The following is a 22,796-nucleotide window of genomic DNA, read 5'->3' as shown; positions in this document are numbered from 1 at the left end:
GGTCCGTTGCGGGGACTGCTGGTCGACGACGATGGTCCGCTCCCAGTGGGTCCTGCTACGCCGGCCAGTAGGCCGGGCTCTGCACGGTCGACGGAGCGGGCACCTGGTACCACTGTCGAGTGCCGGGATCGTTCGGGTCGGCCGGCCCCGGCAGGTACCAGGAACCGGCCTCATCGCGGTAGTACTGCACACCGCCGACGAGCACGAATCCGGAGGTGGTCACCGCCGGCGCGTCCACGACGATCTCGGTCGTCAGCCCTCCACCCGGGTACGGCTGGTAGAACCGCACCCAGGACGGCGCGGTCGGGTCGGTGACCGCGCCGGCCGGCGGGTTGAACAGGTGACTCGCCGGTACGTAGACGTCCCCGACCGTGGTCTGTGGTGTCCCCCGCAGCTGCGGCGGCGGCCGGTTCTCGGCGAAGCTGCGGACGTAGTCGTCGGTGAGCTTGCCGGTGCCGACCGGGACCAGGCGCAGCGGCGCGCGGTAGTCGACCGCGTCGCTGACCATGCCGGCGGCCTGCTGTGCCCCGACCCGCACCTGGTAGGGCTGGCCGGCCTGCAGGCCATCGAGCCGGACGGTACCGCCGTCGAGGCGGACCACCACCGGGACGCTGCCCGCCATGGCGCTCGGAACCGACCCGGGCGGCGGCAACCCGGCGGTGGGGGCACCGTCACTGATCAGGGCGTACCCGGTGCCGTCAGGAAGGGTCCGCAGCCGGGCGGGGACGCCACCGGCCTGCCAGTCACCGTCGACCTCGACACGCGACACGTCGTGCGCCGACGGTTCGGCCCCGCTGGCCGCCGGTGGGGAGTGGTCGAGCAGGTAACTGGCGGTGTCGACGTCGAGCTGCCCCAGCGGCCAGTTCACCGGGGCCGACAACTGCGCCAGGTACGGGAAACGCGTGGCGGGCGAACCGTCCGGCGGTGGCGCCCAGTCGTTGAGGAAGAACAGCGCCGCCGCCTGCAGCATGTCCTGCGGGCGGGAGAAAACGGTGCCGAGGAAGACCCACAGCGGGGCGAAGTCGGTGGCGTCGACGTCGTCATGGATCGACCATCCGCCGTACGTCGACGGCGTGGACCCGGAGCGGCGCAGGTTGCCGACGCCCGACGCGGCGACCGGCGGTGCCGCACCACTACGCGCCAGCTGCAGCGCGGCCAACTGCATGCCGACCGCGATCTTGACCTGGGTCTGGATCACCGCCGCCAGCAGCGATCCGCGGAACAGTCGCCACTCCGGATGGTCGTAGTCGGTGAGACTGACCTGGTTGAAGCTGAGGCCCAGCTTGCGGTCGCGGTGCGCGTCGATCGCCGCCTCGGCGTCCCCGGGGTACGGCATGGTCGGATCCCAGCCCGGTTTGCGCTCGGTGAACCCGTGCTCGACCTCGCTGCGGGGGTCGCCCGCCAGCCGGTAGAGCACCTCCTCGTGCTGGTGGTACAGGCTGGCCAACGCCGCATATCCGGGCGCGCCGGCGTGCCGGGCGAGGAAGCCGCCACCGACGTGGACGTGGCCGCCCGATTCCCGGATGATCGTGGCCCCGCCGGGATCCGGGCTCCGCGTGTCGGTCTCCTCGTCGAGCACCGTCACCACGTCCCGGACCCGCACCGTCGCACCGGCGGCGCGGAGAATCTGCTCAATGGTCAGCAGGGTCGACCAGGTCTGTGGCGACGAGGTCAGTACCGGCGAGATGATCTCGCCGTCGACGGTGTCGTCCAGCTGGAACGACCACTCACCGGGCCGCAGCGGGCTGTGCGGGTCCTCCGGCTCGTCGGACCGGATCAGTCCGGCCGCCTGCAGCTGCGCGCCGATCGCCACGAGGCGATCGTCGACGCTTCCGGACGCTCCCTCGTCGTCGCGGTCGTTCGCCGGCAGCACGAACTCGATCTCGACCCCCCAGCGGACCTTCGACGCTGCCGGGTCCATCGCGTCGTCGGTCAGGAACGGCACCGGGAACTTCCCCTGTGCGATCCGATCGCGGATCCACTGCGGGACGTCGGACATCGACGGTGGCATGTCCAGATCCCAGGCCGTGTCGATCGTCGAGCCGGCTGTCGGTTGCCCAGCGGACGCGACGCCGTATCCGCTCGATGGGCCGCCGGGGTCGATGCTCTGGCCCGGATAGCCGTACGACGCCGGACCCGAGCCCAGCACGATCCCGCTGTCGTCGTCGCCAGGCCCGTCGACCGCTCGGAAGCCGTCGAAGTCGACCCCGTCGTTGAGGGTGTCCCAGCCCTCGTCGCCAAGATCCTCCGGGGTGAACAGCCGCCAGGGCCGGCCACCTGCCGAATCCTCCGGTGACACCGGCACCTGCAGCGGCGCGTGCGGCGAGGTCTCCGATCCGATCCGCAGGGCGGCGACCGGTGCCAGGATGTCGGCGTTCAGGGCGGTCGCGTAGTCGGCCACGAACCCGCCGTCGGTGACACCGACGCCGCAGGTGATCAGCGCGACGGGGCCCGACCGGTTGCCCAGCGGTGCGGTCATCCTCGCCAACTGCCCCGGTGTCACCGGTACCTGCCGGGTCCGGCCGTCCGCACCCCGCACCGGGACCGTCGTGCGGGTTCCGTCCGCGTGCACGACCACCACCGGCATGTCGCCCGGCGGCAGGAAGTCCTCCGGCGAGAACTGGTCCAGGTCCGCGTCGTCCAGCAGCGCGATCCCCGTACGGTTGCCGTCGAGTCGAACGCCCAGCACCTCCTGGCCGTCCAGGTACCAGCGCCGGTCGGCCCCACGGGTCAGCTCGGCCGGTCCGGGGGTGCGCGGCGTGACGTCGCCCGGCGTGGCCGGTGCCGTGCCGACGGGTACCGACGACGGGGTCAGCGCCGCGAAGATCGGATCATGCTCCATCGCGGCCCCGGCTGCTTCGCGTCCGGCGCCTCGTGCGTCACCCGGTGCCGGGGCCCCGGCCGGCGTCGTCGGCGGTGCGGTCGAGGTCGCACCGGCGGGCGGTGTCCTACCGGCGGGCCCGCCCGACTGCACCTGAGGCTGCACGACAGCGATGACTGGGTCACCCTCCGACTCGTCGTCAGAGTCTGACTCGTCGTCAGGACCCGGCTCGCCCTCGTCGCCAGGACCCGACTCCTCGTCAGAGTCGGGATCGTCGTCGACTTCGGAGATGCTCGACTCATCGCCCGACTCCGGGTCCACCGTGACGTCGCTGCCCGGCGGCAGCGGAACGTCCGTGGGCAGTCGTGTGGGCGCACTCGCCGACCAGCCGAGGAGACCGCCCGGGACGTCGATGGCCAGCGTCCCGGCCGGGCCGGTCAGGTAGACCGTCACGTCGTACCGGTAAAGGTGGTAGTCCCGCGCAGCTTCCACGTTGCGCTCGGAGACGTCCGCGATGGACGTCTCCCCGCCGGTCTCATGGCCCATGCCACCGGTGAACGGCGCGTCGGTACCGAGCCGGACGCCCTCCGCGACGTTACTGCGCCCCGACGGACCGACCGTCACCGTGGTGCCGGAGCTACGGGAGTGCCCGACGCTCGGCGCGGTCTCGTTCTGCCCGTACCGGCGACCCTTTCCCCGCATGGTCAGCGGGTCACCGGTCGGCGACCGGTAGTACTGGACAGCCTTGACGTCCACGGTCACGGTGAGGTCGGTGCCCGGGATCCGGTATCCACCGCCGAACACCTCAGGCAAGCGGACCTGCATCGAGGAGTCGTCGGCGTGGTCGTCGAGCGACAACTGCACCTCGCTGTGCCACGGCAGCCCGGGGACCTTGCCGTCGTCGACCGCCGATGGCGGCAGTCGCGTCGACGCGTTGACCAGGCCAGCGTACGTCTGCACCACATTGGCGATCTTCGCGAAGCGGGGTTGCAGGGTCGGGTCGGCGAGCAGGTCCCGGTTGGCCCGTGGACGGGCCGCCGGCCGGGGGCTCCATCGCACCGGCGGTGCGGCGGGGAAACCGGCAGGCCGCCCAGTGGTCGTGAAAACCCAGGTCCCCCGCTGGTCTGCGGACTCGGTGAGCGCCATCGGTACCAGCAGTTTCATCGTACCGGTCAACGCTTCGGGGGTGCTGACCTCCCAGTCCCACTCGATGAACCGGTTGTCGAACCACACCTGTCGGGCCCACTGCTCACCACCGGCGTAGAGCGAGTTGGTGAGGAAGAAGGATTCCCGGATCGCCGAGGAGATCAACTGCATCCAGTACGGCTTGTGATTGGTCAGGCCGATCCACACCTCGAATTCCATCGGCTGCACGAACTGGGTCGACCCACCCTTGATCCCGATCCGGAAGATGTCCTTGCCGTCGCGGGACATGCCGACGTCCGACTCGTTCTCCTGGGAGTAGGCGACACCGCCGGACGCGCCCGCGTCGGTGGCGGACGTCGGTTTTCCATACCCTTTCACGTTGACGACGGTCCAGGACCACTCGTCGCCCTTGCTGTCGGAGCGGGACGAGCCGTCCAGCGCCTCGGCGCGCAGCAGCAGGTCGACGTCCTGGCGGTTGCCGCTCGACGTCGGCTCCCCGACGAAGCGTCCCTTGACCTTGATCTGCATCAGCCGCAGATTCCGGAACGGACCGGGAACGACGAACAGCCCTCGGACACCGGTGCGGCGCAGCGCGAACTCCTGACTCTCCAGTGACCTGGAGGAGAACTGGCTGCGGACGGCCCGGCGTAGTGTCGTGTGCCGGTCCCCGGCCGGGATCAGGCCCTGCTCCCGCATCGTCGTCTCGATGAAGGTCAGAACCCCGTCGGCCTGCAACCGTTCCGGGTGGCTCATCGCCTGGGCCAGGTCCGGGTCCACGTGCAGGGGCGCCACCGCCGGCAGCGGCGTCACCGGCGGCGCGGTCCCCGGCGGCGGAGCCGCCGTTGCGGCCGCCGGCGTGGGCAGCGGCAGACTCAGGTCGCGGGCGGTCTCGACCGGCATCATGAAATCGAGCCCGCTCGGCACCTTCAGGTACCCCGTCCGGGTGGTGCTCGCCGGGGCACCCGGCCGGTCCGGGGTGAAGAAGTCCTTCAGGTCGTTCCACTCGACGATCGACAACTCCAGCAGCACGTCACCCTGGTAGATCCCTTTGTCACCGCCGTACGTGGCGCGGCTGATGTCGGCACTTCCGACGCTGTCGGAATTCTCCTGGCCGATGGACCCCTTCTTGCTGGGACCGGCGAGTTCCACGTCGACCCGGCCGATCGCGGCCTCGTCGTCGCCGCTCGGGTCGGGGGCCAGGTAGGTGCCCGACGGGGCGAACCCGTACGTGACGTGGGAGCCCTTCTCAGACCCTCGTTCGCGCTTACCGGCGCGCTTGAGATAGTGCTCGATCTCCACGGATCCAGAGATACGGCCGGCGCCGGGCGGCACCACCCGGGCGCGGACGATCAGCACCATGTGCGAGGTGAGGCCCTCGTCCAGCGAGATGATCCAGCCACGACCGTCGGTGAGTTCACCGAAATGGGCGTTCAGGTGGTTGGGGATGCCGATCTGCCACAGCTCCCGCGGCCAGTTCAACGGATCGTCGAACCAAACCTGGGACTTTCCGGTGGTCTGCCGGTAGAGGTGCGCGGCAAAGACGACCGCCTCCGGAATGGCGACGAAGGCGGTCTCGACGGTGTTGACGCCGTACAGGTCGAACCGAACAAAGTCGACCGAGTCGACGTCCTCCCGGAGCGCCGACCACTGTGTTCCGACGGTGTCACCAGCGGTGACGGTGTTCGCCTGGTTCACCTGGTCGAGGGTGAGCGGGGTGGCCGGCAGATGCTCGACCGGCGTCACGATGCCGGCCGGCGCGCCAAAGGTCCAATTGTGGCGGAGGGCACCGGCCTTCGCTTCCCGAACGACCAGCAGGTACACCGCACGGTAGCCGTTGTCGATCACGTCACCGGTGGTCTCGGTCCGACGGTACGACTCGACCGCGACCGACCAGGTGTCGCTGTGTCCGCTGGACCAGCCCTGTTCCCGGCTGACCGGCAGGCCGGCCCGGCTGTTGCTGGTCATCGGAATCGCCAACCCGCCGGCGACGACGAAGCCCCAGCTCAGCTCGTTGCCCGTCGTGCTGGAGTGGCCGGACGAGGTGATCGTCCGGGTGTTGACGCTCATCGGATACCGGCTGCTGTCGAGGTGATCCTCCAGGTAGACCGTCAGCATGATGTCGTACTTCTTGCCATTGACCTTGACGGTGAACGGGTCACCGACCAGGTGCCGGTTGAGGTCGGCTTCCAGCGCGGGACGGCTCAGCCGGCTGATCGTCCGGTTGGTGTCACGGTCGAGCGTTTTCACGCCGCCGAGGAACTTCAGCGCATGCTCGATGGTGAGCACCACCACCTCGGAACCGGGCAGTGACACCGGCACCCCCCAGCCGGTGCCGCGGCGGGTCGCCAGCGCCAGCGACTCGTTCGCCGTCGGCGCGGTGATCCGGCGGCCGCGATGGTGCGGCATCGCCACCGGTGCCGTCGCAGCGGTGCGCCGCTGCGGAGTCCATCCGGCTCGCGGAGTCCCTGGCGGTACCGTCAGACCAAGCAGTTGATTCAGGAGCGTCCGCTGATTGCCCTGCGGCACGGGCAAGGCTGCCGGCGGCCTACGCGCCTGGTGCTGAATCCCGTCGGACAGCGCCCCACCGGTGAAGGCCCGCTCGAAGCGCCGTCGGTCCGGTACGGCGACGCCGAGCTCGGCGGGGATCCCGCTGCGGCCGACTGGCGGAATCGTGAAGTTGTCCAGCTCGGTCGTCAGGACGGCCCGGTACTGCACGTGGTACCGGGCCTGATCGGCACGGCGGACCAGCACCACATGGTTGGACACGTCGCTGCTCAGGTCGAGGGCCATGCTCTCGCCGCTGGAGATCTTGCCCTCGACACCGAGCGTCCCGGTCACCCGCTGGCCGGTATCGCCGACCGGCGACGTGGCCGGGTGCACCAGGCTGATCGCGTTGAACGACGGATCGAAGGCCAGCCCGCTGGAGGCGCTCACCCCCTCGCTCAGGCTGATCACCACGCTCATGTCGTCGCGCACCTCGACCTCGGGCGCCGACCCGATGTACTGCACCCAGAGCGGCTCGACGGTCAGCTTCAGACTGCCCGTGACCCCGTCGACCGCCAGCGCGTCGGTGCGCACCCCGCCGGACATCAGGTGCGTACTGCGGTTGATCAGGCTCCGCTCGTTGAGCAGTTGCGCGGTGCCGACAGTGGCGACGCCGACCCGCTGCTGCGGCGTCAACTTGCTGCCCGCCAGTTGTCGGTGCCACTGCAGGATCAGCGGGGTCAGACCGATGGCGTTGAGCACCGGCCGGGCCCGGGTCGGCCGGTGCTCCTCCTGCCGCTGCGGTGGCGACTTCTCGGTGTCGACCGGCCATCCGTTGTCCCGGCTGGTGTACTGCTGGGGAACGACGACCACGAGACCACTGCGCGACGGCGGCAGGTCGGCGGTGGTCCCGAAGCGCCGCCCGTCGGCGTACACCTCGAAGCGCAGTCCGGCGTCGAACATCGTCGTCTTCTTGACGAACATCTGCCGACCGGTGACCAGGGTCCGGTTCTGCGACTGAGGTGTCGCGTACGTCCCCTCCAGCTTGACCGGGAAGTTGAAGATCAACCGGCTGACCCGCTTGGCGAAGCCGGTGAGTCCGACCAGCATCAGCTCGATCGGCGCCGGAAGCCCCTGGTTGGATTCGCGGTCCTGGGAGGTGTTCGCCGACCCGGAGCCGAAAACGACCTTGTACGGGACAGGTCCGGTGCGGGTCCGCTGGTGCGGCCGTCCGTGGGTGACGACCGGCCGGATCCAGACCAGCCGGCCGGCGGCCTCGACGGTGATCCCCCGAACGAGGACCTGGTCCCATTTTTCGAGAAATTCGCTGTACTCGTCGTCGATGAACGGGTCCGGTGAGCCGTCCGTAGCCCCGCCCGCCGACGCTGGCGGGGTGTACAGGTCGGTCAGCGCCTCGCGGGCCGCACGCCGGACGGCGTCCCGCTCACCGGCAGTGAAGATTGCGGATGTCGAATCGGACACCAGGTCCTGCAGCAACTCACCGACAAGGTTCTCCACCGGCTGGCCGGCAGGCGGTCCCGCCTGGTAGGCGTACATCTGACCGAGCGCCCCGCCGTACTGCGGGCCGGTGTACCAGGGCAGGACCGGAGGTTCGGTGAACAGCTCGGCCAGATTCAGGTCGTCCGGAAAGTCGTACGGACCAGGATCTGGTTCGTCGAACAGCTCGGCCAGATTGAGGTCGTCCGAGAAGTCGTACGGACCAGGCGGTGGCTCAGCGAAGAGGTGGGCCAGCGGCAGGTCGTCCGGAAAGTCGTACGGTCCTTCGACGGCCGGTTCGGTCGAGCGCTCCGGTCCGCTGCGCTCGTCGTCACCAGCCACTGGTAGGTCACTCGACATCAGCGGTACCGGGAGCCTGACCGCGCGGTCCGCGTCGCCGTGGTCACTGGCCCGACCGGCGGCGTCGAGGTCGTCCCCTCCGAGGTCCGAAACGCTGTCAGACTCGGCGTCGCTGGTCGTCACAGGCCGCTGTGGCACGGTCGACACCTCTGGACCAGCATCCGTCGGCACCTCCGGACGCTGGCGGCCCGGCCCTGCCCGCCCGACGACCGGGGTGGTGTCGTTCGACGTCGTCGCCGGCCGGTGCGGGCCGGCCGACGTCTGGCCCGGTGCCCGGGGGGCGTGTTCGTTGGCGACCGGCCGGACCGGCCGGTCCACGCCGTGGTAGCCGCCGTCGGTGCCGACCGGGCCGATGAGCCGCTCGAGCAGGTCCAGGTGACGCTGTCGCAGCCCGCCGTCGCGCCAGAGGTGCCAGTTGTCGGCCGGGGTCGCCGTACCGTCCTCGGTGGGCTTGGGCGCGGTGAAGTCACCGAGCAGGCTGCCCGGGATCGAACCGGTGCCGGACCGGTCGTCGCGCAGGCCCAGTTGGTGCATGAGTTCGTGGGTGTAGTACTCCCCCTGCGCGTCGGCCCACCACGCGTACTGATGCATCTGTTGGTCCCGCTCGACCAGGTCGACGACCTGGTGCGCGCTCTGCGGCGAGTCGGCGCGCAGCACGGTGACGTGCACCTGGTCGCCGTTGCCGATCAGGTTGCCGGCGCTGTTGACGTACTCGTGCACCCCGGCCGCCAACCGCTGGTGGATCGCGTCGATACCAGCCGGCCCGACCCCGGTCGTGTCGTTGATCCACACCCGTACCTCGAGGTCGGTGAACCACTGACCCTCGTGGAACACCCGGCGGACGTCGAAGCCGGACCGCACGACGAGCCGTTGGTCGCCATCGGGTCCGAGCTGGTGCGCGGGATCACCCCAGAAGTGTTCGCGTACGCCGACGCTCGCCTCGGCACGGGCCGCCGCCCAGGCGGGGTCGTCGGCGGGCGTCGGCGGCGGCACGACCCGTGGCGGGGCGGGCGGCGCCGACGGTGGCGGTGGCGGTGGCGGCTCTGGCTGGACGGGTACGGGTGGGGCAGCGCTGTCACGCGGTTGCCGCGCGTCCGCCGTCTGCTCCGGCGGAGGGGCGATTTCCGCCGGTGCCGGCCCGACCGGGGTGGGTGGCGACACCGTCACGTCCGAGGTCACCGTGGTCGGCACGGTCGGCACCGGGCCGGCCGACGGCGGGGGGACCACCGCGCCGACCGACGGCGGGGAGATCACCGGAGCGAGGGGGTCGACGGCCGAGGCACTGACCACCGGCGGTCGGGGCACCGGACCGGAGGCGATCGGCTCCGGTCCGGGGCGGTCCAGCGGGCCGGGGCGGTCCAGCGGGCCGGGGCGGTCCAGCGGGCCGGGGCGGTCGGCCCGCTCCGGGGTCGGGGCGTCGACCGGCCGGGCCTCGGGCGGCGTACTCCCGTGCTTCTCGGTCGCCGGCTGGCCTTGGGCAGGCGGTGGCGAGGAGTTGGTCGGCGGCGCGGTACCGGGCGGCACACCACCGGGACCGGAGGTGACGACCGGCGGCGGTCCGAAGCTCAACCGGCCGAGCCAGTTGCCCAGCGGCTGGGCCAGCTTCAGCTCGGTGATGGTCTGGATCGCTGCGGCGCCGGCGGCGAGGCCGGGCATCTCGGGGTCGATGTCGACCCTGCCGTACACGGCGGCACCGGATATCACTTCGCCGATCGTCTCGCCGATGGCGGTGCCGATGGCGACAGAGGTGAGGACGATCGGCAGCCGGAGGTGGCGCGTCGGTGACGGGCCACCTGCGGTCCGCCCGTCCGGGCCGCCGGTACGGCCGGGGCCGGTGTCCGGGCCACCCTTTTCCCGCGAACCGTCACCGGCACCGCCGCGCCCCACCGGCGGCGGCGATTTTTCGGTGAAGACGCCTGCGCCCCGGCCGGGGCCGCCGCCAGGCGGGTCGAGGTCGAACCTGCCCGGTCCGTCGCGTCCCGGCCGGGGTGTCGGAAGGAGCTTGCGCAGCAGGTTGGCGGTGATGAAGTGCTGGAACATCTCCGAGAAGTAGCCACTGATGAACGACGACGACAGATGTTTGCCGTTGACGTCCTTCCGGTGGCCCTTCTTGATCTGGTAGTCCTGTACCCCGCCCGACATGCCGAGTTCGATGACGCCGCCGATCGGGCCGTGGATGAACACGCCCTGGGCAGCGGTCTTGAACCAGGGCGAATTGACGAACGACTTGAACCAGGGGGTGTTGACGACGGTCTTGAACAGCGGTGACGAGACGATCCGCATGATCAGGCGCTGCATCCCCAGCCGCACCAGCATCCGGGTGATGGCGAACTTGATCGGCAGCAGGGCCGTGGACAGGCCGAAGCTGACGTAGGACATCGCCACGGCGATCGCGATCTCGAAGAGCAGCACGATCAGCTCGGCGATGATCATGAGTTTCATGTACTCGGCTTCGGTGGCGACCTCGCCGGCGAACGCGGCGAGTGCCCGTGCCTGCTCGGCGGCTCCTTCCAGCACCGAGACGTCACCGGAGACGAACTGCTCCATGTGCATGGCGAAGGCTTCGGCTGCCTGACCGTCGAAGGACCTGCGGACGCCGACCACCAGGAACTCGACATGGGCCTGCAGCTCACCGAGGTCGAGAGACACCCCGAGATAGAGGTCCTGCACGGTACGCAGCATGTCCTCGTTGATGTCCGGCATGCGCGAGCCGGTGAGGACCATGAAGAGGTTGTTGATCTCCTCGGAGGGCTGGATCGCCACAGCTCACCCCGCTGCCGGCGGTGGACTCACCAGCGCCGGCCCTGGTTCCCTGCTTCCACTTCACCCTGGGCGAACGTTTCGCTGGCCTGCTGACCACCCTCGTCGGTCATCATCAGCACCCCACGGACCCGCGTGACGAGGACCTTCAGGTTGTCCGTCGGGCCATCCACCTTGGACCGATAGGTCTGCGCGATCTCGTCGGAGGTGCTGCCCGCACCCGCGAGATTGAGGTCGTGGATCTGCTCGATCGTCTCACCGAGTCGCCCCAACACCTGCTCGGCCTGGCCGAACCGGGCGAACCGCAACCGCAGATCGCTGGGTACTACAAGCTCGGACACGCGACTCCCCCCGGCAATCCCCGCGCCACCGCACGCCCACCCGGCAGCGCTAGGACAACTCTGCATGGTCAACCCTGCAGACCGCCGCCGGCTGTCGCCATGGACATTTCCCTAGACTTGGCCTGGCAGACCCCGTCGAGCAGGCCCTGCCCACGGAGTGATCCGCCCGCTGGTCAGCTCCGACAGGCGACGATGACTTCCGCGACCTGACGCAGCGCGACCGCATGCTCGGGATGGCGGGTCGCCAACCCGACCGATCAGCTCCACGCCCGACACCCGGTCCGATGGCGGCACCCGCAGGATGCGTGCCAGTGCCACCGCCTCCGGTAGCCGCCCATCCAGGACCAGGTCGACCGCCTGCCGGACGGCGGCCACGCCGGTGAGCTGGCCCGCCGCTGGTGGCTGCGCGCGCAGGTGCCGCCTCAGCGTCAACCTGGTCGCCGGGGTGGTCGACCCCGGCCGCGCCGGAGTGGACGATGGTGCGGTCAGGATGGCACCCAGCTCGCCGGCCCACTGACGCAACTGCCGCCAGGCGGCCTCGCGGGGATCGGCGGCCAGCTCCCGGCGAGCGTCGGCGAGCGCGGCACCGGCATCGGCATGCGCCCGGTGAGCGTCGATGGCCGGTTGTGCCGTCCGCAGCACAGCCCAGGCCTGCGCGACCAGGGGATCCGGTGCGGTGGACGAGGCCGACGCGTCGACCGGGCCGGCCGCCGGGGCCAGTACCCGTACCAGCAGATCCGCAGCGCCGCGCCAACGCTCGTCGGCCGCCGCGCGGTCCGCTGGTGCGGCCGCGATCGCCGCGTCACGGGCACGACGGGCGGCGACCACCGCGTCACGCAGCGGACCGGACGCCGGCGTCGCGTCCCGGGCGGCGGCGTCCCATGCGTGGTCGGCCGCGGCAGCGGTTCCACGTAGCGCATCAGGCCGGCGGCGTACTGCCCGGACCAGCCCTTCTGCTTGACCTTGACGCCGGTTCCGGAGGTGACGGACCGACTCGCTGTGTTCGGTCTGGGTCTCCTACAGCCCATCTTCCGACCTGTTCAGCCCGCTCGTGCACGCCGAGGGCGGCCGGCTGACCCAACTCGACGCCGACGGCCGGGTGGTCCACCTGTCACCGACGTTCGTGGGGCAGCTGCGCCGGAAGCCGACCGAGGTGCACGGCTGGCCCTTCGCCGATCTGCTGCACCCCCGCCACCGGGCCGAGTTCCGCAGCGTTTCGAGGCGTTGCGCTCCGGTACGCGCCCGTACTTCTCCCGCCCGGCGACGCTGGACCGGCCGGGCGGCGGGGCGATGGCCGGCCGACTCACCACGATCGCGCTGCTCCGTCGTAGCGGGGCCCGGGTGCTGGAGGGGGTGGCCGCCGGCGCGTCCACTGCCGAACTGGCGGCGGCGCTGCACCTGAGCCCGCAGGGCGTGGAGTACCACGTCGCCGCGCTGCTGCGTCGGCTGCATGCGGCCAACCGGCCGGCGCTGGTGGCCCGCGCCTATGCGCTCAGGGTGCTCGACGACGGACAGTGGCCGCCGCGGGTCGCGCCCGACGCGGTACGCGACAGTGGCCCCCGGCCCGGTGCCCGTGGCTGAACCCGGCTGACTCCGGTCAGTCGAGTTTGCCGATGTCCCGGGCGGCCTGACGGATCGGGCCGAGCAGATCTTCCAAAGGATTGTCGCCGACCATCGTGTCCCGGATGCCGGTGCCGCGTTCGACGAACGAACGCACCACCTGGTCGGTCTCGGCCGTCATCTTCGTCCGGGCCTGTTGGTAGGCCCCGAGGATCGCTCTGGCCAGATCGGATCCGGCCATCGACCGGTACGCGGCGCCGTGAAAGTCGATCTCCTTCAGCTCACCCTGCGCGCCGACGACCACTGTCAGCGCCCGGTCCGCAGTGGTCACCGAGGCGCTGCGCTCCTGCAGCGACCGCTGCATCTGCGCCAGCTCCTCCTGATAGCGGCGGACCTCCGCCATGCCCTGCTGGATCCGGGCGTCCCACGCGGAGGTCATCAGCCGCCCAGGATGTTGGTGCTGCGCCGGTCGGAGTCGATGTGGATGTTCTGCATCTCGCCCAGCGCCATCGCGCCCTTGCCGAACGAGTTCTGCATCTGCTCGTCAGCCTGCGCCACGGCCAGCTTGAACGCGTCCCACTGCGGACGGGAACCGTCGGCGTCGAAGGTCTGCTCGAACGGAACGAGGCCCTGCATGAGCTGCTGCATGGCGTTTCGCATCTGTCCCGTCGCCTGCACCATGTCGTCGATGGCCTGGCTCAGGCCCGGGTGGTTCAGGTGGATGTCGGCCACAGCCACTCCTTAGGACGAAACAGCATCGTACGGTCCCCGCACGCCGCACGGTACGGCCTGCCCCGCCGCCCAGGCCAGGGTGGCGCGGTCCCGTACCCCGATTACTAGTGACCACCCCAGCGTTGCCGACCACGCCGTCGGGCCCGCCGACACCCCTGGAGTATCCTGTGCGCGAAGTCAGGTTCGACAGATTCGGTCCGCGACGTCGGGGCCACCATATGGCGTCCGGTCCTCACAACTCGACGGGACGGCGATGCCCGCGTGACGCGCCAGGTGCTGACGGTCGACCCGTCCCGCCCCGGGGGCCATCGCACGATCTCCGATGCTCTGCGCGCGGCCCAACCCGGCGCGCTGATCACGGTCGCACCCGGTCAGTACGACGAACGCCTGACCGTGACCACGGTGGTCACCATCACCGCCACCGACGGCCGTGGTTCGGTGCGGATCACCACCCGTACCGGGCCCGTGATCCGGGTGCTGGGCGAGGCGGTCAAGCTGGCCGGTCTGGTCCTGCAGGGTCAGGACGCCGAGGCCGCGACCCTGGAGGTGCTGCGCGGGCAGGTGGAGGTCGACGACTGCGAGGTCGCCGGTGCCGGCTGGACGGCGGTCCTGGCCGCCAACCAGGGAGCGGTGGCGATGCGCGGCTGCCGGGTCGTCAATCCCGAAGGTGCCGGTGTCGTCGACACCTCCGGGGCCGGCAGCGTGCTGGAGGACAGCGTCGTCGAGCACGTCGGCACGTCCGCCCTGGTCATCGCCGAACGCGGCGACCCGGTGGTACGCCGGTGCGTGCTGCGCGACGCCCGGGGCAACGGCATCTGCGTCAACGGGCAGGGCCGGGGGCTGATCGAGGACTGCGAGGTGTCGGCGACCGACAAGCCGGCGATCGCCCTGGAGCAGCAGTGCACCACCCGCATCCGGCGGACCACCGTCCGGGACACCGACGTCGGCATCTACGTGACCAGCAAGTCCCGGGTGACACTGACCGACTGCCAGGTCAGCGACACCCGCAGCCACGGTGTGGTCGTCGGCGACGTCTCCGACCCGGTCGTCGACGGGCTGCGGGTGGACCGGCCAGGCGGGTACGGCATCTGTGTGGTGGAGCAGGCCCGGGGCACCTTCAGCCGGTGTGAGGTCACCGAGGCGCGCATGGACGGACTGTTCGTCAAGGGCGCGGCCGGACCGGTGCTGACCGACCTCACCGTACGGCGGGCCGGCGGCTGCGGCGTCGCGGTACTCGAACGGGCGAACCCGCAGCTGCACCGGTTGACCGTCGAGCGTGGCACCGGAGCCGCGGTGCGGGTCGACGATTCGGCCACTCCCCTGCTGCGGGACTGCCAGCTGACCGGCACCGACGGCCCGGGTCTGCTGATCGAGGGCGCCGGCCAGGGCCGGGTCGAGGGCGGCGAGATCACCGAGGTCGGGGCGGACGGGGTCCGGGTGGCCGGTACGGCGCATCCCCGGCTGACCGCCGTCACCATCCGCGACGCGGCGCAGCACGGCGTGTCGGTCGGTGGCCGGGCCCGGGTGACCGTCACCGACTGCGAGACGACCCGGTCGGGTGGTCACGGGCTGCTCGCCGAGGAGCAGGCCCAGCTGGTCGCGGACCGGTCCCGTAGCCTGCGTAACCGTCGGCACGGGGTGCAGGTCGGCGGGCAGGCGCGGGCGTCACTCACCGGCTGCACCGTCAGCGAGAACAGCGGGGACGGGGTCCGGGTCGACAGCGCCGAGCCGGTCACGTTGACCGACTGCCAGCTGACCGGTAACCGGGGCGCGGGGCTACGGGAGGCCGTCGGCGCGGCCCGGGTCAGTGCCGACAACGTCGTGGACCGCGACAACGACTCCGGCACGGTGGCCGGCGCGGACGGCGGAGGTGACCACGGCGACGTCGCTGACGGCAGCCCGCTGCGGCAGTTGCAGGCCATGGTGGGGCTGCCGACCGTGAAACGGCAGTTGACCAGCCTCGTGGACCTCAACCGGATGGCCCAGCGGCGGCGGGCCGCCGGTCTGCCGGTGCCGCCGACCAGCCGCCACGTCATCTTCGCCGGCCCGCCCGGGACCGGGAAGACCACGGTCGCGCGGCTGTACGGCGGCATCCTCGCCGAGCTGGGTGTGCTGCGCAGCGGACATCTCGTCGAAGTCGGCCGGGGCGATTTGGTCGCCCAGGTCATCGGCGGTACGGCGATCAAGACGACCGACGTGTTCACCACCGCGCTCGGCGGTGTGCTGTTCATCGACGAGGCGTACACCCTGACTGCCCAGGAGTCGGCCGGCGGGCACGATTTCGGCCGTGAGGCCGTCGACACCCTGGTGAAGTTGATGGAGGACCACCGCGACGACGTCGTGGTGATCGCCGCCGGCTACTCCGACGACATGCGGCGGTTCGCCGCGTCGAATCCCGGGTTGGCGTCACGGTTCAGCCGGACCATCGAGTTCGAGAACTACACCAGCGACGAGATGGTCACGATCGTCGGTCAGCTCGCCGCAGAGCATCGCTACCGGCTGGGGCCGGGCACCGCCGAGACGCTCGCGGCGCACTTCGACCGGATGCCGCGCGACCGCACCTTCGGCAACGGCCGGACCGCCCGACGGACCTTCGAGGAGATGGTGGACCGGCAGGCCGGCCGGCTCGCCGCGCAACCCGAGGTGGACGGCGACGAGCTGACCACCCTGCTGCCGCCGGACGTCGCCGACCACCACGGCGCGACGGGACAGCCGGACGCCGACGGGCCGGTCGAGCGGCTGCGCGGCATGATCGGTCTGCGTGGGGTGAAGGACGCCGTCGAGGACCTGGTCAACCTGCTCGCGGCGGCCCGGATGCGACGCGCGGCCGGGCTGCCCGCGATGTCGATCGACAACCACCTGGTGTTCGCCGGGCCGCCCGGAACCGGCAAGACGACCGTCGCCCGGCTCTACGGTGAGCTGCTGACCTCGCTGGGCCTGCTGCGGACCGGGCAGCTGGTCGAGGTGGCGCGGGCCGACATCGTCGGCCGCTACATCGGCCAGACGGCACAGCTGACCCAGGAGGCGTTCGACCGCGCCCGGGGCGGGGTGCTGTTCATCGACGAGGCGTACACGTTGACCTCCACCGGTGGCGCGGTCGCCGACTTCGGGCAGGAGGCGGTGGACACACTGCTGAAGCTGATGGAGGACCACCGCGACGACGTGGTGGTGATCGCCGCCGGCTACTCGGCGCAGATGCGCCAGTTCCTGTCGTCGAACCCGGGGCTGGCGTCACGGTTCAGCCGGACCATCACCTTCGACAGCTACTCCGACGACGAGTTGGTGACGATCGTGGCGCAGGCGGCCGGCGCGGACGGCTACGAGTGCGCCCCTGCGACGCTCGACGCGCTGCGGGCCCACTTCGCGGCGGTGCCCCGCACCGAGACCTTCGGCAACGCCCGGTACGCCAGGACGCTGCTGCAGGCCATGGTGACCCGGCAGGCCGGGCGGCTGCTGGCCCGGCCCGGGGCCAGCGTCGACGAGATGCGGCTGTTGCTCCCCGACGACCTGCCCGAACGCGTCGGCGTCGGCTGACCCGGTCAGGCGTGGTCGACCGGTCGCGGGGAGGCCGGCCCGGCGGCGGTCAGGACAGCAGGTTCGCCGGCGGGTCCGGCTCGACCAGGGCGGTCTGCACCTCGGTCAACCGACGACGGGTGATGTGCTGCGCCCGGCCGGTCGGCAGCACCCGGGGTCGTACGTTGTTGAACAGCACACCCTCCGCCGGCGGGCAGGACAGCAGCAGAGCGGGGCTGTTGACCTCCATCAGGGTCCGTAGCAGCGGATCCATCATGGCCCGGGACAGTCCGTTGGCGCTGCGTGCCACCACCAGGTGCAGGCCCAGTTCGGTGCCCTGGGCGAGGAACTCCAGCAGTGGACCGAACGGGTTGACCCCGGACGAACCCGACACCATGTCGTAGTCGTCGACCACCAGGTACAGCTCCGGGCCCTGCCACCAGTCCCGGCGGCGCAGCTGCGCCGGGGTGATGCTGGAGTCGGGCAGCCGCTGACGCATGGCGCGGGCCACCGACTCGACCATCTGTTTGATTCCGGCGGCCGACACCCCGTAGCCGAGCTGGTGCTCGGTGGGGATGGCATCGTAGAGGCCACGGCGGACGTCCACCGCCATCACCCGCGCCTCGTCCGGGCTGTAGCGGGCGACGACGGCGGCGACCACGAGCTTGAGCAGGTTGGTCTTGCCGGTCTCGGCGTCCCCGGCGACGACCAGGTGCGGGTTCTCCTCGAAGTCGTGCCACTGCACGCCCAGGGTCTGCCCTTCCCAGCCGAGGGGCACCCGCAGCGATCCGTCCGCCGCCGGAAGCTGGTCGGCTCCGAGTACCGCCGGCAGCATCCGTACCGCCGGCGCCCGTTCGCCCGGCCAGGCGGCGCGGATCGCGTCGACGGTGGCGGAAACCCCGTCGCCGGGGTCCCCGGTGTCACCCACCAGGTGCGACAGCCGGGGCAGCGCGGTCAGGAAGTGCAGCTTGGTCTCGGTGATGCCCCGGCCGGGGATCTTCGGCACGGTCTGCGCGACCCGCATGTTCACCATCGAGTCGACGGCGTCGCCGAGACGCAGCTCGAGCCGGGTGCCGAGGAGATCCCGCAGGTTCGTGGAGATCTCGCCCCAGCGGGCGGCCGCCACCACCAGGTGCACGCCGTAGCTGAGCCCACGGGACACGATGCTGGTGAATGCGGGGGTCAGGTCGATCAGGTCGTGACGGACCGTCGCCCACCCGTCGACGACGAGGAACACGTCGCCGTGGGTCTCCTCGGGGAACTCACCGGCGGCCCGCCGACGCCGGAAGTCGACCATGGAGTCCACCCCGGCGGTGGCGAACAGCCGTTCCCGGCGGCTCATCACCTCCAGTACCTCGGCGATGGTGCGGCTGATCCGTTCGCTGTCGAGCCGGCCTGCGACCCCGCCGACGTGCGGCAGGCGGGCGATGCCCGACAGCAGGCCGCCGCCGAAGTCCAGGCAGTAGATCTGCACCTCGGTTGGGGTGTGTGACAGTGCCAGGCTCATGATCAGCGTACGGAGCAGGGTGCTCTTTCCACTCTGCGGACCACCGGCGACGCCGACGTGCCCGCCGGCTCCGGCCAGATCGACGGTGAGCAGGTCCCGCCGCTGGTCGAAAGGCCGGTCCACGACGCCGACCGGGACGGACAGCTGCGCCGGGTCGGCCCGCCGTCGCCAGGTGAGTCCGCGCTGCGGATCGGTGCGCACCGGCGGCAGCAGTTCGTCGAGGGTCGGCGCGTCACCCAGAGGTGGCAGCCACACCTGGTGGGCCGGGGGGCCGCTGTCGCGCAGCCGGTCCAACGCGAGCTCCAGCAGCGACGGCGCGTCCTCATCGGTGGGGCCGGCCGGGTCGTCGCCGGGTGCCGGTTCGACCGGCGGCGGCTGGTCGTCGTCCGGACGCTCGACCCAGCCGCTGTGGTAGGGCACCACCCGGGTCGCGACACCGGTCTCCGGACCGGACCTACGGCTCGGCCGGTAACGGCCCGAGACGTACGCCGCCTTGAACCGCACCATCGTGGTCACGTCGGTCTTGAGGAACCCGTTGCCCGGCTGCGACGGCAGCTCGTAGGCGTCCGGTACGCCGAGGACCCCGCGGCTTTCCATCGCCGAGAAGGTACGCAGGCCGATCCGGTACGACAGGTGGGACTCGAGCTGGTGCACCCGGCCCTCGTCGAGCCGCTGCGACGCCAGCAGCAGGTGCACACCGAGGCTGCGCCCGAGGCGGCCGATCATGACGAAGAGGTCGATGAAGTCCCGGTGCGCGGCGAGCAGCTCGCTGAACTCGTCGACCACGACGAACAGGCTGGGCAGCGGCGTGAGGGTGGGGTCGGTGCGGGCGCGACGGGCCGCGTAGTCGGCGGCGGAGGTGACCCCGACCCGGCGCAGCACTTCCTGGCGGCGGACGATCTCGCCGTTGAGGGCATCCTCCATCCGGCCGACCAGTGCCTCCTCGTCAGCGAGGTTGGTGATCACCGCCGAGGTGTGCGGCAGCTGGTCCAGCCCGAGGAAGGTCGCCCCACCCTTGAAGTCGACCAGGATGAAGTTGAGCGTCTCCGACGAGTGGGTCAGCGCCAGCCCGAGCACCAGGGTCCGCAGCAGTTCCGACTTGCCGGATCCGGTGGCGCCGATGAGCAGCCCGTGCGGGCCCATGCCGCCGCGCGCGGACTCCTTGATGTCCAGTTCGACGCTGCGGCCGTCGGCGGACACCCCGATCGGCACCCGCAGACGGCGGTCGGCCGGCCAGCGCTGCCACAGCTGCGCCGGGTCGTGCCGGTTCAGGTCGGCGATGCCCAGCATGGTGGTCAGTTCGACGTCGGCGGTCAGGGCCTCCCCGCTGTCGGGTCCACCGCTGAGCCGCAGCGGGGCGAGCGCGGTCGCGAGCGCGGTCGCGGTCGCCGGCCCGAGTCCGACGGGGCGGCCCAGGACCGTCACCCGCTCGGACTGGTCGGCGGCGGCGGTGACGGACTCGACCTGCTGTGCCGAGATCCGCAGCCACAGCGTCTGCGCGCCGGTCCGCCACGGTAACGCGCCGGCCAGGTCGAGCACGGTGACGTTGCGGTACCCGTCGTAGCGGATCCGGTGGTTCTCCGGCACCTCGACCCCGTCGAGCAGCACGATGACGTACGGCTCGTCGACGCTGGCCGTGGCCTCGGCGGTGAACCCGCCCCGGGCGGCGAACTCCTCACCGAGCAGTCGTTCCAGGTCGGCCACCCGGTCGGTGAACAGCCGTACCGGTCCGGCCCCGTCGTCGTCGTCGGGGTGCAGCGCGTGCGGCAGCCACTTGACCCACTCCCACCGTTGCCGTACCCCACCGTCGGCGACGACGACGATCCGGACCTCCTCCGGCCCGTGGAACACCGCCGTCTCGGCGAGCAACGCGCGGACCAGCGCCACGGCGGTGGGACGGTCACCGTGCAGCAGTACCCGGGCGTAACGGCCGAGCGTCACGGTGATCGGCTGGTCCGGCACGGTGCGGTACGCCTCGACGAAGCGTCGCAGGGCGTGGGCGGACAACGGTTCGAGATTCTCCACCGGCTTGGTGTTCAGCGGGTGGAACCGCAGCCCGAGCGGCTGCACGCCGGTGGCGAGGCGAATCTCGGTGAAGTCGTCGTGGCTCGGTCGCCGTTCCCACATGCGGGAGGTGCCGACGAAGTTCGGCAAGGCCTGCGGATCAGGGTGACGCCACTGCTGGGCACGGTGGTGGCTGATCACGGCGGCACGGACCTGTCGGCGGATCCGGCTCAGGTAACTGAGGTAGTCCCGCCGTTCGCCGTGCAGCTGCCGTTTGCGGTCGCGTGCGGTCCGGAGCACCTGACTGAGCACCATGGCCAGGGCGGCGATGAGGATCAGTCCGACCGCGAAGATGGTCAGACCGGCGCCGCCGCCGCCGACCGGCCGCAGGAAGATGATCACCATGCCCAGCGAGGCGAGCGCCATCGGCAGGTAGCTCAGCATCTGCGACAGACCGCTGACCGGCTCGGGCAGCTCCGGTGGTTCCTGGAGCGTCATGTCGCCCTCGACGGCTTCCGGCCCTGGCGGCCGGGGCGGCCGTCGGATCAGCAGCGTGCTCACCGCGCCATCCTGCGCCGCGGCCCGGCGACAGGCCAGAAGGCGGCGATTGTCTGGGGATTCACCCAGTCTCCGATGGACGGATTGGACAACCCGCTGGTCATCGGACTATTCCAGTGTGATACCGGCACGGTTCATGGAAAGGCTACCTCTGGTGGCAGACGTCGACACCTTGTGCCGGCTGGTCGTCGTGACGCCCTCGGGGCGGGTCGAGTTGGCGTTGCCCACCGACGTGGTGATCGCCGAACTACTGCCGACCGTCGTGCGCCTCGGCGGCGAGGATCTCGCCGAGGCCGGCATCCCGCACGGCGGCTGGGTCCTGCAACGGCTCGACGGCAGCCGGCTCGACGGCGAACAGACCCTGCGGGCGGCGGGCCTGGTCGACGGCGAGCACCTGCACCTGCGGCCGTACTACGCCGAGATTCCGGCGGTGCACTTCGACGACATGGTCGACGGGGTGGTCACCGCGATGGCCGAACGGTCCGACACCTGGCGACCGGCCTGGACCAGGGCGCTGCTGCTGACCTGGGTCGCCGCCGCGCTCACCCTGCTGGGGCTCCTGCTGACCGGAGCCGGTCGACCGGGGACGTTCGCGGCGCTGGCCCTGGGCGTGGTGCTGCTCGGCGCGGCCGCCGCGGTGGCCCGGGCCCGGGTACATCCGGCGGCGGCCGGGGTGCTGGCCACCGGTGGTACGGCGTACCTGTCCCTCGGAGTCACCGTCTTCGCGCCGGACGCTGGTGCCGCGCTGCTGCTGGCCGGGCTGGCGGTGGTGGCGGCGGCGCTGGTGGCGGTACCGGCGGTCGGCGCCCGGATCGCGCCGGTGTTCACCGCGGCCTGTCTGATCGGCGGCCAGGCGGCACTGGCCGGGGTCGTTCTCCTGGTCGGCGCCACCGCAGCCGGCGCGGCGGCAATCGTCGCGGTCACCGCAGTGGTGGTCAACTCGCTGCTACCGGCCACCGCCTTCCGACTCGCCGGGCTACGGATGCCGATGCTGCCGGCCGACGCCGGCCAGTTGGCCGAGGAGGTCGAGCCGCTGCCGGACAGCGGCGTCCGGCGACGCACGGCCCGCGCCGACGTGTTCCTCAACTGGCTGTACCTGGCCAGCGGCGCCGTCGAGGCTGCCTGCCTGTTCGTACTGTCCAGTCAGGACGGTTGGTGGACGTTCGCCCTCACCTCGGTGCTCACGCTGCGGCTGCTGCTGCACGCCCTGGTGCTGCGGGCCCGCTGGCAGCGGCTGGCGGCGGCGCTGCCGGGCAGCGCGGGGGTGGTGCTGATCCTGCTGGACCTGGTGGCGCGGACCGGGCCGATCGGGTTCCTCGTCATCGCCGGTGCCCTGATCGCCGCCTCGGCCGGCCTCGTCGTTGCCAGCCACTACGTGCCCGGCCGACGGTTCGTACCGTACTGGGGGCGGGCCGCGGACCTGGCGCACACGGTGGCGGCGGCCGTGACGGTGCCCCTGATGCTCCAGGTGCTCGGCCTGTACGGCCTGATCCGCAGCGTGATGGGCTGAACT

General features: G+C 71.2%; 9 protein-coding genes. 3 read left to right on the top strand and 6 right to left on the bottom strand.

The window, feature by feature from the left end:
* Nucleotides 1-55: 55 nt before the first annotated feature.
* From ACN28F_RS31505 to ACN28F_RS31495, 3 genes are all read right to left on the bottom strand, one after another.
* On the bottom strand, nt 56-11,071 hold the full coding sequence (locus ACN28F_RS31505) for a hypothetical protein (protein WP_289206070.1): 11,016 nt from the start codon (nt 11,069-11,071) through the stop codon (nt 56-58).
* Between the two features lie 26 nt (nt 11,072-11,097).
* Nucleotides 11,098-11,409: a hypothetical protein gene (locus ACN28F_RS31500; protein ID WP_289206069.1), complete on the bottom strand. Its 312-nt coding sequence runs from the start codon at nt 11,407-11,409 to the stop codon at nt 11,098-11,100.
* Between the two features lie 111 nt (nt 11,410-11,520).
* Entirely contained in the window at nt 11,521-12,237 is a 717-nt protein-coding gene (locus ACN28F_RS31495; RefSeq protein ID WP_289206068.1) for a hypothetical protein, read from the bottom strand.
* Between the two features lie 396 nt (nt 12,238-12,633).
* Here ACN28F_RS31495 and ACN28F_RS31490 point away from each other — a divergent pair, with 396 nt between their 5' ends.
* On the top strand, nt 12,634-12,990 hold the full coding sequence (locus ACN28F_RS31490; RefSeq protein ID WP_289206067.1) for a response regulator transcription factor: 357 nt from the start codon (nt 12,634-12,636) through the stop codon (nt 12,988-12,990).
* Nucleotides 12,991-13,006: 16 nt separating this feature from the next.
* Here ACN28F_RS31490 and ACN28F_RS31485 read toward each other — a convergent pair whose 3' ends face one another.
* Together ACN28F_RS31485 and ACN28F_RS31480 are read right to left on the bottom strand one after the other, a co-directional pair.
* Nucleotides 13,007-13,408 carry a YbaB/EbfC family nucleoid-associated protein gene (locus ACN28F_RS31485; RefSeq protein WP_289206066.1) on the bottom strand — a complete coding sequence of 134 codons (402 nt, stop codon included), beginning with the start codon at nt 13,406-13,408 and terminating at the stop codon, nt 13,007-13,009.
* Entirely contained in the window at nt 13,408-13,701 is a 294-nt protein-coding gene (locus tag ACN28F_RS31480) for a hypothetical protein (protein ID WP_289206065.1), read from the bottom strand. The genes ACN28F_RS31485 and ACN28F_RS31480 overlap by 1 nt, the downstream gene beginning before the upstream one ends.
* 261 nt (nt 13,702-13,962) lie before the next feature.
* Here ACN28F_RS31480 and ACN28F_RS31475 point away from each other — a divergent pair, with 261 nt between their 5' ends.
* Nucleotides 13,963-17,235, top strand: a complete 3,273-nt coding sequence (locus ACN28F_RS31475) for a right-handed parallel beta-helix repeat-containing protein (protein WP_289206064.1) — start codon at nt 13,963-13,965, stop codon at nt 17,233-17,235.
* Nucleotides 17,236-17,284: 49 nt separating this feature from the next.
* Here the strand turns inward: ACN28F_RS31475 and eccCa are convergent, their stop codons facing one another.
* Nucleotides 17,285-21,286, bottom strand: a complete 4,002-nt coding sequence (eccCa, locus tag ACN28F_RS31470; protein ID WP_289206063.1) for a type VII secretion protein EccCa — start codon at nt 21,284-21,286, stop codon at nt 17,285-17,287.
* 151 nt (nt 21,287-21,437) lie between these two features.
* On the opposite strand from eccCa, the gene eccD reads away from it, so the two are divergent.
* Complete coding sequence (eccD, locus tag ACN28F_RS31465) at nt 21,438-22,793, top strand: type VII secretion integral membrane protein EccD (RefSeq protein ID WP_289206062.1); 1,356 nt, start codon at nt 21,438-21,440, stop codon at nt 22,791-22,793.
* The last annotated feature ends 3 nt before the right edge of the window (nt 22,794-22,796 follow it).

Source organism: Solwaraspora sp. WMMA2101 (genome assembly GCF_049179175.1).
Taxonomy (GTDB): Bacteria; Actinomycetota; Actinomycetes; order Mycobacteriales; family Micromonosporaceae; genus Micromonospora_E.
The sequence above is the reverse complement of the archived record's forward strand: the minus strand, read 5'-3'. Positions and strand labels throughout refer to the sequence as shown.

Excerpts from the sequence above, each read along its gene's own strand:
- ACN28F_RS31485 (WP_289206066.1), bottom strand. The coding sequence starts at position 13,408 with ATGACCTCCGCGTGGGACGCCCGGATCCAGCAGGGCATGGCGGAGGTC.